Here is a 13532-nt window from a genome sequence, read left to right on the forward strand (position 1 = left end):
CTAAAAACCTGCAATAAGGTTAATTATTGCAGGTTTAAAGTCGCTTAGGCAGGTTTAAATCTTGCTAGCACGAATTAGCAGCACGAATTAGTAATACTAATTACCAGGTAATAACTAACACTTGAGATTCTAGTGGTTGCAGATTAATCGCTATGCTAGCTTGTTGCTTTACCACATTCATAGGATGATTTTCGTTAGCACCAATGGTGAGCAAGTCATCTAATTGATAGCTACCATCCTTGATTTGGGCTTTAGTGATTAATGCTCGAGGTAGGTGTAAGTTGATACTCGTAGCTTGGCTGTCGCTAAAATTACTGACTACCAGCATAAACTGCTCGTCGTTATAACGGCTAAAAGCAAAGGTGTTATCGTTATAGCCTTGTTGATTGGTTTTTTGGCTAGCGGAACGGTTAATAGTATCAAGCTCGAAGTACTCACCTTGCAGGGCTGGCGCCGTGTGACTTAAGTTAACCAAGGTTTGATAATATTTGCGCAGTGCTTTTTCAGCATCCGTTGATTGACCGCCATCAAATTTGCCGTTATTCATCCAACGTTGATGGGCCGGTACGCCAACGTAATCAAAAATACTGGTACGGCTGGCTTGGCCAAAACCGGCATCTTGCTCGGCTTTTTCACCGACATCTTGACCGAAATAAAGCAAGGTCGGTGAGCGGCTAATGGTGGTCGACACCACCATCGCAGGCAAGGCGGCTTCGGCGCTGCCAGCAAAGTCGCAAGTATTAATTCGCTGCTCATCATGATTTTCTAAAAAGTTGAGCATGTGCTGCTCAATATCTGCAATTTTTGCTTGATCGGCTGCAATCTCAGCCGTCGACTTTTTACCATGGATAATGTCTTTTAATGTGTCGTATAAATCGACTTTATCGTACAGATAATCCATCTTTCCTAAATGAATATAATCACGGTAAAGACTTGGGTTATACACTTCAGCAAGTAAAAAAGCATTGGGGTTTAGGTGTTTGATATTACTGTTGAGATAACTCCAAAATTCAACTGGCACCATTTCGGCCATATCGTACCTGAAGCCATCAACGCCTTTTGCTAGCCAGAATTCGGTGATGTGTTTAAATTTAACCCAAGAATCAGGGATATCGCTCAGTGGTTGAGTCTGCCAAAATTGGTAATGCTGCGCAGAAGACATCTGGGCATATTCACTTGGCAGAGTAGGGAAGTCGTAGCTGCCATCAGGCTTAACGCCATAGTTAACCTTAACGGTTTCATACCAATCATTGGCGTCTGGCTTGGCTAAACGTGAGCCATTACCGGTCCATTTAGCTGGTGTTTCAATAAACTGACCGTCAGCGAGGGGATGAGACTCACCGCCTAAGGGCTGATAGTTATCTTTGGCATCGGGAACAGAGAAACTCTCACCGACAATATAATAGAAGTTATTGTTTTTATCGTATTCAACAGCGGTATTGTCTTGCTCACCAAAGTTGCGATTAGCTGGAAGCGGCGAATTTTGTGGGGCAGATTGATATTGGCGAGCCACATGGTTAGGCACGATATCGATAATCACCTGCATGCCGTTTTGATGAGTACGTGATATAAGCGCTTCAAATTCAGCTAATCTGTTAGCCGGGTCATTAGCTAAGTCAGGGTTAACGTTATAGTAATCTTTTACCGCATAAGGTGAGCCAGCGCGGCCCTTTACCACATCTGGGTCGTCATTACTGATCCCAATGTCAGTGTAATTATTGATCAATGCGTGATGGGGTACGCCGGTATACCAGACATGGGTTGTCCCTAATGACTTAATGTCTTGCAGGGCTATATCGGTAAAGTTACTAAACTTGCCGACTCCGTTGTCTTGTATATTGCCCCAAGGCTTATTGGTAGTGTTGGTATTACCATAAAGACGGGTAAAAACCTGATAAACCACCGGCTTACCGGTTAAAGGTTGTGCAGCAGCACTTAGCTGCTCAGTACCGCTCTGTTTAACCGTCTCATTAATACTGGCTTTATCTGTGGCGCAACCAGCAATAACCATACTGACTCCCGTTAATACCAGGCCTAATTTTATCGGTAAACTTACGCTGAATTTTTGTAAATACATATGCTTCTCGTGGCAGATTTATATTATTTAACTAAAGGGGATTAACAAGCTTTAGTTATGATCTAGAGTTTAACCGTTATTTGATTAACTTAAGAATAATGACACCTTTTTCTTTTAATGTGAGCGGCTTAGTTAATGAATACGTTTGTTGTGTGATGATATCTTTAGCCACAGTATGTTGTTTAATCACTGGTGCGAAACGGCTTAAATCAAGCTGGTATTCTTGCTGATTTTTATTGTAAATAATCAATAAACTCTCTTTGTTGCCTGCTTGATTATATTCACGGGCTTGCAGGTAAACACCCTCTTTAGGGGCAAAGTGTTTAAGGCTGCCTTGTTGTATCGCTAAGGAGTTTTTACGATAGTTTAAAAGCGCGCGATTAAAGGCAAGCGCATCTTGTTGTTGGGCGGACAAAGACGATGGCTTGAATACACTGAGTTTATCTTCAGCAAATCCGCCGGGTAAGTCACTGCGAACTAAACCGTCATTACGATCTTTTGTCGGACTTTGCATCAAAACTTCGGTACCGTAGAAAATTTGCGGAATGCGGTTACTGGTTAACACATAGGCCATGGCCATTTTATACAGGGCTAGGTCATTGTTCATCAGACTGTATAAACGGTTAGTGTCATGGTTGCCTTCAAATAACACTAAATCAGTAGGCTTGGCATAAACCACATCATTGGCGAGCGTTTCATATAGATTAATAAGTCCGCTACCCCAACTTTCTTCATCAGTTAAGCTTTTAATGAGCACCTCATAAAGTGGAAAGTCCATCATGCTCGGGGTATGTGAGACATAGCCATCAGCATTGTGTTTACCCGCCTGCCAGTAGCTTACTGTAATGGGGTTATCGCTCCATTCCTCACCAACAATATTAAAGTTGGGATACTCATCCATAATGGCTTTTGACCAAGTGGTTAAAAAGCCTTTATCTGCATAAGAGTAGGTGTCTTCGCGAATACCACTGAGGCCGGCATATTCAATCCACCAAATACTGTTTTGAATTAAGTATTTTGCCATAAACTGATCACCTTGATTCATGTCAGGCATGGTGTCAGTAAACCAGCCATTTTCGAATTCTGCAGTATCAGATGGCATAGCGTATGGATCTTGAACTGTGGTTCTGCGATGGCTGGTATACATGATGTCTTGAGGGTTTTGTTGCCATTTTTGTTGGCCATTTATCCAAGTTGAAGTTGGAAAATCAGCCATCCAGCGATGCCCCGAACCCATATGGTTAACAATCACATCTTTAATAATACCAATACCAAACTGCTTCGCTTCTTCTACTAAGGATTTGTATTCTTCGTTGCTACCAAAACGTGGGTCAATTTTATAAAAATTAGTGGTGGAGTAACCATGGTATGAATACTGGGCTTGGTTATTTTCAAGCAGCGGGTTTATCCATAACTGTGTGATACCTAGATCTTTGAAGTAGGGTAGTGACTTACGAATACCGAGAATATCACCACCATGTCGGCCATCTTTATCGTCACGATTGGCTGTTTCTAACATGTCTGGGCGATTATCGTTGTCAGGATTACCATTTACAAAACGATCAGGAGTGATGAGGTAAATAACATCTTTATTAGAAAACCCTTCACGCTGGCGTGAATCTGCCGCTCGGGCCTGAATAGGGTAGTCAAGGGTTTGAACTAGCAGATCATTATCAAACAAACCTATTTCAAGGGTTTGCGGCTTAGCATCCGTTAAGTCTAAATCGATAAAAAGATGATTGTTACTTGCTGACTGATGAACCGTTTTAAGTGCCACATTGGCAGATTTAACAAGTTTGACCTCGTAGGAACTAATATCTTCGCCATAGACTAATAACTGCAATTGGCTGTTTTGCATGCCTGCCCACCACGATTGTGGTTCAACGGTGACATTATTGATTTCAGCAGCGATTGCGCTAGTCATTAATAAATGAACCATCAAGGCTAGCGGAGCAAGTTTTCTAATAGTCATAAGTTTACCTTTGATGAAATTACAATTTATCAATAAATTGTTGATGAGACGGCATAGCGATGACAGCTCTATTGATGATTTGCTTAATATTGCCCAGATAATCATGTAAGTCTGCATCACTTACACTGTTAGCTAACGGGTTATAGTCTTTAGGCATAATGCCTTGGCCGAGCATTACCTGTATCCAAGCAGCTTCTGTAAACAATTCATCTTGGTAGCGACTGACAGTGCCAGTGGCTTTAAATAGTTCAATTTTTTGTTTAAGGCTGTCAGGTATCGCCATATCACGGCATTGCTGCCATAAATCATTGTGTGTTTCTTTTTGATTTAGATGGTAATGCAGAATGATGAAGTCGCGAATTTGTTCGAATTCTAATTTAGATTGGCGGTTAAACTCATCAACATTAGCTTGCTGAACGCCATTGTGGGGGAACAGCTTAGACAGACGTATGATGGCTGATTGAACTAAATGTAAGCTGGTGGACTCAAGTGGCTCTAAAAAGCCGCTTGATAAACCAATGGCAACACAGTTTTTATGCCACTGCTTTTCACGGCGTCCGGTTTTAAAATTGATTTTTCTGGGCTCTGCCAGCGGTTTTCCATCGAGGTTTTCAAGCAATAACGCTTTGGCTTGCTCATCAGATAAATATTGACTGCAATAAACTAAGCCATTACCAGTACGGTGTTGCAAAGGAATACGCCACTGCCAACCTGCATCATGGGCGATAGAGCGAGTATAGGGGGTTAATGCTTCAGTTCGTTCACAAGGTACGGCATAAGCACTGTCACAGGGCAGCCAATGCTGCCAGTTTTCATAACCCACATCTAATTGCTTTTCAATTAATAATGCAGCAAAGCCTGAGCAATCGATAAAAAATTCAGCGCTAATTATCTGGCCATCTTTTAATGACACGGATTCAATGCTGCCGTCATTGGCAAGGGTTGTGGAGGTGATTAAGCCTTCGATACGCTTAACTGACAGCTTTTCACTGTAGTTACGTAATAGCTTAGCGTAGAGGCTGGCATCAAAGTGATAAGCGTGGGTAATACCTGCTAAGGGCGACCCTTGTACCTGGTCCATTATGGAGAATTTATTATTTTTAGCTGCTTGGTAATTTAATGAGTAATCCCAGAATTGATTGACATCGGTTGGGTTAGATTTTTTCCAATAATGATGAAACTGAGTAAAGCCAATATCTTTACCGATATTGCCAAAAGCATGCATGTAGCTTTGTTGCTGGTTGCCCCAATTTTCAAACTCAATGCCCAGCTTAAAAGTGGCTTGGGTTTGCTTAATAAAGTCTGACTCTTTAATGCCTAAAACATTATTAAATATTTGCAGTGGCGGAATAGTCGCTTCACCGACACCAATGGTGCCGATATCTTCTGATTCAACCAAAGTGATATTAAGCTGGTGTTTGAATAACCTTGCCAGCATGGCAGCAGTCATCCAGCCCGAAGTGCCGCCACCAACAATTACAATGTTTTTGATCTTGTTATTATTCATGGTAATCGCCTTATATTTTTATTGTTTTTAAAGTAAAAAAGCCCCTGTAACAGGTTACAGAGGCTTTATTTCTACACTAAGATTAGAACTTGTAGTTCGCACCTAGCATGAAGTTACGGCCGTAATTTTGGTAATCACGTACATGACGAGCATCTTCACCCGTGTATGACGTGAATGGCTCGTTAGTTAAGTTATTCACTTGGAATAGCACTGATAGACCATATAGGGCATCAATACCACTTTCAGAGAAGTCATAACCAATTTGCGCATCTACTACGGTTTCAGCTTTAACATTAACATTTTGACGGGTTAAGCTGATTGCGGTTACTTCACCTAAGAAGTCACTACGGTAGCGTGAGCTAACACGTGCTTCAAAGCCTGAGTTTTCATAGTAAACCGTCGCATTGAAGGTTTTCTCTGAAAGACCAGGTAAAGTTGTTGGCTCGCTATCAGCCGTTTCTTTCACTTCACTGTCGTTGTAAGAACCACTTAATACCGTACCAAAGCCTTCTAGCGCATCAGCCCACATACCAAAGTCCATAGAGAATGACGCTTCAATACCTTGAACATAACCGCCTTGACCATTTTGCCATTGCTCAAATCGACCTACAGGGTTATCACCTGGGTTTTGAGGTGGAACAATGTCGGTAAAGTCAATAAATGCTGTTTGCTTATAAGTGTAGTTTTCTAAGTCTTTATAGAATACCGCTAATGCAAAGTAGCCTTGATCACTGAAGTAGTTTTCGTAACTGATATCGTACTGGCGTGCTAACCATGGGCGCAACTGAGTATTACCCGCATTACCTGACCAGTTAACGCCGTCAGTTGGATTAGCTTCATAGCTATAACCAATGTTGGAGTTCATTTGGTCCATACGAGCGCGGGTCAAGGTACGAGCTGCAGATACGCGCAACATTTGGCCTTCAGCAACTTCAAAACCTAAGTTAAAGCTAGGTAACCATTCAGTATAAGATGCGCTGTCGTAGTTGGCGTTAGTAACCAGTTCGCCATTTTCTAACGTAGACGCAGTACCATTAGAGCTTTGGTCTGTTTGAACCGCTTGAACACCGAAGTTACCTGTAAAAGGTATATCGTAAACATCAGTATCAATAGTAGCCATTACAAATGCAGTAGTGACTTCTTCACTGACATCCCATGAGTTAACTGCACGGCTAGCATCAACATCGGCTACGTCTGTTTCAATGTAGTTACCGTCATTGTAAAAAGCTAATGAGTCATAGCTTAATACGTCACCCATACCAAAAAAGTCTAGTGAAGTTGATCCTAATAGGTATTTATCAGGGACCGTCATAACATAGTTTGGATCGGTGCCATCATAACCTTTAAGGGTTAGGAAGTAGCCTTTATCTAATTTTGATTTTTCACGCTCAGTGTAATTCACACCAAATTTCACACTGCGAATCGCACTGTCATCAAAAATATATTCAGCAGCTAAACGGAAAGACTGTAATTCATCTTCAATTTCTGGTTTGTTAATGAAGCCGTCTTGAGTATTCGCTCCCAGTGGGCTACCCCAACCAAGCGGATCGCCTAGCTTGATGACATTTGGATCAGAGTAATCCAAACCGTGAGTAAAGTTGTAGCTACCATCACCATTGTAAGCAAAGCCTAAATCATCAACTGCGCCAACGCCTGTGCCACGACCGGTACCACTGTAGCTTTCCATACCAATATCAGTACGTTCGGCTTTAGATAGACCGATGTCAGCTTCAACATTCCAGTTATCATTGATTTGAAATTTGTTATTCCAGCCAACTGATAGCGATTCTGCATCACGTTTGTTAACGTCGTTGCGAACAACAACTTCAGCACCATTAATAGTCCCACTTGTAAGTAAACCATCTTCAGATTCACCTGCTGTAAGGCCACCATTTGCGCCCCAAGCTGCTGGGATTTCGATACCACGTAAACGTTGGTCATCTGTAAATTTAGAGTAATAAAGATCTACTGTTGTATGGTAAAAATCATTCGGTGCATATTCAAACACTGCTAATACACCGTCTCGCTCAAGTTCACTTGAACGTACAAATGGTTTTGCACCGCCTAAACCTGCAAAACCTGCGGCTTCACCAGAATCATCAGCGTTGTAGTAAGGTTCACCGCTAGCATTTATATGTTTGTATAAATCAGGGTAACCCCATGCTTGCCAGCGCTCTTCTTGGTTAGGCGACATCATGCGTGCATAACCTAATGCAATACCAATAGTGTCATCAGCAAATTGGTCAATATAAGAAATACTGCCACGGTAACCGGTATCATCAGAACCGCTATTTAACGCACCAAGGTCATTCATTTCACCACGTAAACCAATAGCGAATGTTTGTTCACCATGGGTTAGCGGGCTGATTGTTTGCATATCAACCGTGCCACCAATAGCTTGAGCCATAACGGTTGCATCAGGTGTTTTGTATACCACAACACGATTTAATAATTCAGAAGGGTATTGGTCAAATTCAACACCACGGTTATCGTTAACAGACGCTTGTTCGCGGCCATTAAGTGTCGCGGTAGTGAAATCCGGCCCCATGCCACGGATTGAGATGACGTTTGCGCGGCCATCAAGGCGCTGAGCCGAAACACCTGGTAGACGTGCAAGTGATTCTGCGATACTGACATCAGGTAATTTACCGATATCTTCTGCAGAAATAGCTTCAACGATTGAAGATGAAGACATTTTTAATGATTGTGATTCTTTTAAACTACGACGAATACCAGTGACTTTTAATACTTCAATTGATTCATCAGCAGTTGCAACATCTTCTGCTTCAGCAGCGTAACCGTACATACTTGTACTGGCAGCTACCATTGCTAACGTTAGTAAGCTTGGTTTAAATAGCGACATCCATCTTTCCCCTTCTGAATGGCCAGCAGCCCTTTTTATAAGGTCGAGCTGCTAGATTTCTATTATTTATAATTACAGTCTTTATAGTATTTTTACTTCAGCTTGCTTAAATGACTGCATAAGCGCTGAGGTTTATTTCCACTTTGTTGCGGAACAGTAAAGATACTACTCCTAGCATTCTTTCATCGACAACGTTATGCATACGTATTCAAAGCTTTTGTAGACTTTAAATGGCCACTTTATTACTTTTTTTTAACATTCAAAAGATAGTTTATGTATTGGTTAAGTTATTGAATATTAGCATTTAAGTGCTTGGTTTGTATTTTTAAAATTCGTATTAATTCTTTGCATACGTATGCAGCTCTATTGAACCTGATTTCACTATTCACGTATCCTCGAGGCAATTAAATAATAATGACGACCAGTTACTAGGTCGCAACATAGGGTTAACCATGGGTGAGGTAGCTATATGGTTAATGCTTTTATTACAGAGGGCGAGTAATGAGTCAGTTATCATGGTGGCGCGGCGGAGTGATATATCAGGTATATCCACGAAGCTTAATGGATTCAAATGGCGACGGAGTCGGTGATCTACAAGGAATAATTACCAAACTTGATTACATTGCTAGTTTGAATGTTGATGCAATCTGGATATCGCCCTTTTTTAAGTCGCCAATGAAAGATTTTGGTTACGACATCAGTGATTATCTCGATGTTGATCCTATGTTCGGCACAATGGAAGACTTTGACGAACTGATTGAAAAGGCACATAAGCTCAATATCAAAATAGTCATCGATCAGGTATTAAGTCATACATCTGACGAGCATGCCTGGTTTAAACAAAGTAAATTAAGTCGTGATAACGACAAATCTGATTGGTATGTTTGGGCCGACCCTAAAGAAGATGGCACCGCGCCTAATAACTGGTTAGCTATTTTTGGTGGTTGTGCTTGGGAGTGGGAGCCGCGTCGTCAGCAATATTACTTGCATAACTTCCTAAAAAGTCAGCCTGATTTAAATTTCCATAACCCTGAAGTTCGCGCTGCAGTGCTTGAAAATGTCGATTTTTGGCTTAAAAAAGGCGTTGATGGTTTCCGCTTAGATGCGATTACTTTTTGCTATCACGATGAGCATCTGCGTGATAATCCAGCTAAACCCAAAGATCAACGCCAAGGTCGTGGCTTTAGTGAAGATAACCCTTATGCCTACCAATATCATTATTACAATAATACCCGTCCACAAACTGTCGGCTTTATTGAAGAGCTGCGCGCACTTATTAATCAATACCCAGGCGCCGTGACCTTAGGCGAAGTGTCAGCAGAAGATTCTTTAGCGACCATGGCTGAATATACCCAAGGCGATGATCGTTTGCATATGGCCTATAGTTTTGAGCTATTAACCAATGATTTTAGCGCGGCTTATATTCGCCAAACAGTTGAAGAACTGGAAGCCAGTATTGGTGACGGTTGGCCGTGCTGGGCCATAGGTAATCATGATGTGCAACGCGTTGCGACCCGCTGGGGCAAAGGTGAAACTAATCCCGCCATGGTTAAAATGCTCAATGCGATGTTGTTTTCGCTGCGAGGCAGCGTATGCAGTTATCAAGGTGAAGAATTAGGCTTAACGGAAGCGCCTATTGAGTTCAGTGAGCTGCAAGATCCATTTGGGATTACCTTCTGGCCAATGTTTAAAGGCCGTGATGGCTGCAGAACCCCAATACCGTGGTCGAAAGATCATCAACAAGCGGGTTTTTCTGACAGCAGTAAACCTTGGTTACCTATTCCTGCTGCACATAAAGCTATGGCTGCAGATGTTCAAGAAGCAGATACACAATCCAATCTACATGCTTATCGCCGCTTTTTAAAATGGCGTAAGCAATATCCTGCATTGGTGATGGGTGATATTAGCTTTATTGATGTGGATTCTAACCTTTTGGTATTTGTACGTACCTTTGAAACTCAAAAAATGCTGGTAGTATTTAACTTAGATAATAGTGCCAATACATTTGATGCCTCTGCATATGACATTGTTGCAGTTAAAGATGATCACGGTCTTGAGTCTGCATCTTTGCAAGCTGATGCTAAACTAACATTAAACGCATTTGGAAGTTTCTTCGCATTAATTAAATAATGTAACGATAAAACAGCAGCTTAATCGGTTGCTGTTTTTATATGTGTTGTAGGTTTTTAATAACAAGATTCAGTTGCCAGTAGACATGCTAGTAATTGGTGATAACAACGATAACAAGAGAGTTCATATTATGGCTTCAGCTATTCCAACGGGTTCAACAACAGTTAGCAGTACTGGCGACGGTAGTTACCGTTTCGCACTAGTATCGTTAACCTCACTATTTTTTATGTGGGGATTCATTACCTGTCTTAATGACATACTAATCCCTCATCTAAAGGCGGTATTTTCATTAAGTTACACTGAAGCCATGCTGATTCAGTTTTGTTTTTTTGGCGCTTATTTCTTAGTGTCATTACCTGCTGGCAGTCTGGTTAAAAAGATTGGTTATCAAAAAGGCATTGTGTCCGGTTTAGTTATTGCTAGTATCGGTTGTGCCTTATTTTACCCTGCTGCAGCATTGGAAACTTACGCGTTATTCTTAGGGGCATTGTTTGTTTTGGCTTCAGGTATCACCATTTTACAAGTAGCCGCTAATCCTTATGTAAATGCACTAGGCTCTGAAGAAACAGCCTCAAGTCGTTTAAACTTAACCCAAGCCTTTAATGCATTAGGCACCACTGTCGCCCCATATTTTGGCGCTGTGTTGATTCTTTCAGTCGCAACGGGTGCCGTCGGTGAGTTAAGCCATGCACAAGCTGAAGCTGACGTGGTAAAAATGCCATATCTATTTTTATCTGCCACGTTAGCAGTTTTAGCTGTGATTTTTTCACAATTAAAGTTGCCTATTATCCAATCTCATACCGCAGTTGAAACAGATGGTAAGGTTACTTACAAAGGTAAAACCAGCGCGTTGCAAAGCATTCACTTAGTATTGGGCGCGGTGGGCATTTTTGTTTATGTTGGCGCTGAAGTATCAATTGGCAGCTTTTTGGTTAACTTTTTAGGTGAAGAGCACATTGTAGGGCTGCAAGAAGCTGACGCTGCAAAATACATTACCTATTACTGGGGCGGGGCTATGATTGGGCGCTTTATTGGCTCTGCGCTTATGCAAAAAATACCTGCAGGCACCATGTTAGCCTTTAATGGTTTAATGGCTGCGACCTTAGTATTAGTTGCTATTAATACCAGTGGTGAAGTGGCCATGTGGGCAATTTTAGCGGTTGGCTTATTTAACTCCATTATGTTCCCAACTATTTTTAGTTTGGCTTTAAGAGACTTAGGCCCACATACTTCGCAAGGCAGTGGCTTTTTATGTTTAGCGATTGTTGGTGGAGCAATCATCCCATTATTACAAGGGGTAATGGCTGATACCATGGGCATACAACCGGCGTTTATTCTTCCTGTAGTGTGTTATGCATTTATCATATTTTACGGCGCGAAAGGCTCTAAAATGTAACCTTTAAGCTGACGCTTTATATCAGGCAGCCTAACGGCTGCCTTTTTGTTATTTCACCGCCAATAAATAGGAATCAATACTTGCTTAAAAGGCGGTTAACTCCTATGATCCATGCGCTTTTTCTGTTTTATCTTATTTCTATAACTCGTTGAGATCCCCCAATGCTAACTTACCCGCTCTCAGGCAGTTCATCTGAACTGGTCATTAATGTGTTAACTATGGTGCTAACTGAAGGTAAACCTTTAGATCGCGCTTATTCACATAACTTTTCAGGTATGCAATATCCACCTGCGGAGCTAGCAAGAATTACTCTCGTTACTGGTGATATTTTGCGTCGTTTGAACCTTTACTGCTATTTGGTTGATATCAAAGTAGAAGATATTGAACGTACCGGTTCTAAATTATTAAACGGCTGGCATTTATTCCACGATCTTGATTTACCAAAGATGGAATATGCATTACAAGTTGATAGCGCACAGTTTGCCGAGCGTCTAGAGGTTGCAAAAGCACAACCGGCTTTGTGGGATGGCTGCCCAGAGTGGCTTGACGAGTTAGGTGCTGCGCAACTAGGCGAAAAATGGCCAGCAGAAAGAGCGGCTTTAGCAACAGCGCCAAAACGCTATATTCGCGCTAACAGCTTAAAAGGCACCCGTGAAGAATTAAAGCAACGGTTAACTAAAGAGTTGGTCGCTACTGTAGAGGTTGAAGGCGTTGAAAGTGCGTTAGAGATACGTTCAGATTCTGCATTATTCAAAACTGAAGCCTTTAAACAAGGCTATTTTGAACAACAAGATGCCGGCTCGCAGCTCGTTGCTGCTGCAGTTGATGCAAAACCAGGTATGCGAGTTGTTGATGCTTGCGCCGGCGCTGGTGGTAAAACTTTGCACATTGCCGCACAAATGCAAGGTAAAGGTCGTTTACTTGCTATGGATGTTGAGCAATGGAAACTTGATAACCTCAAAATTAGAGCAAGAAGAGCAGGCGCGCATAATGTTGAAACCCGCATTATCGCTAGCAGCAAAACCATTAAACGGATGAAGTTGACTGCTGACAGAGTCCTACTCGATGTACCTTGTTCAGGTTTAGGGGTGTTAAAACGTAACCCAGATTCTAAATGGCGTGACACGCCAGAAAGATTACCGGTATTAGTTGAGCTACAAAAAGACATTTTGCAAAGCTATAGCCGAATGGTAAAAGTGGGCGGAATATTAGTCTACGCTACCTGTTCAATCATGCCTGATGAAAACAGAAATCAAGTTGATGCCTTTTTAGCTGCAAACCCACATTTTACATTATTAGATGATGAATTAATCTTGGTTGCTGAGCATGGTTTTGATGGTTTTTATTTAGCAAGAATGGAACGCATAAGCGAAGTGTAAATTCATTGTTTTAAAATAAAATCATACCGAATAAAAACAGTGCAGTTAGATAACTTCACTGTTTTTTTATGCCTGCGATATATAGCCAATAAATGCAGCATTGCTTTAGTGATAAATGTTAGTGACTAGTCGAAGAGATTCATAATAAACAGATAGTTACTCGCTTAGTGTTGCAATTAACCTTAAGAGTGAATAATCTGCATTAACC

Annotated in this window: 7 protein-coding genes; 3 read left to right on the plus strand and 4 right to left on the minus strand. The window is 41.5% G+C overall.

Annotated elements, in window-relative coordinates; genetic code table 11:
• Positions 1–100 precede the first annotated feature (100 nt).
• The 4 genes from Q4591_RS12275 to Q4591_RS12290 form a co-directional block, all read right to left on the minus strand.
• Complete coding sequence (locus Q4591_RS12275; protein ID WP_303461228.1) at positions 101–2077, minus strand: alpha-amylase family glycosyl hydrolase; 1977 nt, start codon at positions 2075–2077, stop codon at positions 101–103.
• A gap of 76 nt (positions 2078–2153) precedes the next feature.
• On the minus strand, positions 2154–4049 hold the full coding sequence (locus Q4591_RS12280) for a glycoside hydrolase family 13 protein (protein ID WP_303461230.1): 1896 nt from the start codon (positions 4047–4049) through the stop codon (positions 2154–2156).
• A 19-nt stretch (positions 4050–4068) separates the two neighbouring features.
• Positions 4069–5556 (minus strand): tryptophan halogenase family protein, encoded by a 1488-nt coding sequence (locus tag Q4591_RS12285; protein WP_303461232.1) that lies wholly within the window; start codon positions 5554–5556, stop codon positions 4069–4071.
• 82 nt (positions 5557–5638) lie between these two features.
• Positions 5639–8419 (minus strand): TonB-dependent receptor, encoded by a 2781-nt coding sequence (locus Q4591_RS12290; protein WP_303461234.1) that lies wholly within the window; start codon positions 8417–8419, stop codon positions 5639–5641.
• A 501-nt stretch (positions 8420–8920) separates the two neighbouring features.
• Here Q4591_RS12290 and Q4591_RS12295 point away from each other — a divergent pair.
• The 3 genes from Q4591_RS12295 to Q4591_RS12305 all read left to right on the plus strand — a co-directional run bounded on the left by Q4591_RS12295 (position 8921) and on the right by Q4591_RS12305 (position 13324).
• Entirely contained in the window at positions 8921–10549 is a 1629-nt protein-coding gene (locus tag Q4591_RS12295; RefSeq protein ID WP_102437374.1) for an alpha-glucosidase, read from the plus strand.
• Between the two features lie 130 nt (positions 10550–10679).
• Positions 10680–11945: a sugar MFS transporter gene (locus Q4591_RS12300; protein WP_102437415.1), complete on the plus strand. Its 1266-nt coding sequence runs from the start codon at positions 10680–10682 to the stop codon at positions 11943–11945.
• Positions 11946–12106: 161 nt separating this feature from the next.
• Positions 12107–13324 (plus strand): RsmB/NOP family class I SAM-dependent RNA methyltransferase, encoded by a 1218-nt coding sequence (locus Q4591_RS12305; protein ID WP_303461236.1) that lies wholly within the window; start codon positions 12107–12109, stop codon positions 13322–13324.
• Positions 13325–13532 lie beyond the last annotated feature (208 nt).

Source organism: Shewanella sp. 3_MG-2023 (assembly GCF_030548765.1).
Taxonomy (GTDB): Bacteria; Pseudomonadota; Gammaproteobacteria; order Enterobacterales; family Shewanellaceae; genus Shewanella.

What these genes read in the sequence shown, in the direction of transcription:
- Q4591_RS12295 (WP_102437374.1), top strand. Translation starts at nt 8,921, where the DNA reads ATGAGTCAGTTATCATGGTGGCGCGGCGGAGTGATATATCAGGTATAT.
- Q4591_RS12275 (WP_303461228.1), bottom strand. Translation starts at nt 2,077, where the DNA reads ATGTATTTACAAAAATTCAGCGTAAGTTTACCGATAAAATTAGGCCTG.
- Q4591_RS12300 (WP_102437415.1), top strand. Translation starts at nt 10,680, where the DNA reads ATGGCTTCAGCTATTCCAACGGGTTCAACAACAGTTAGCAGTACTGGC.
- Q4591_RS12305 (WP_303461236.1), top strand. Translation starts at nt 12,107, where the DNA reads ATGCTAACTTACCCGCTCTCAGGCAGTTCATCTGAACTGGTCATTAAT.
- Q4591_RS12280 (WP_303461230.1), bottom strand. Translation starts at nt 4,049, where the DNA reads ATGACTATTAGAAAACTTGCTCCGCTAGCCTTGATGGTTCATTTATTA.
- Q4591_RS12285 (WP_303461232.1), bottom strand. Translation starts at nt 5,556, where the DNA reads ATGAATAATAACAAGATCAAAAACATTGTAATTGTTGGTGGCGGCACT.
- Q4591_RS12290 (WP_303461234.1), bottom strand. Translation starts at nt 8,419, where the DNA reads ATGTCGCTATTTAAACCAAGCTTACTAACGTTAGCAATGGTAGCTGCC.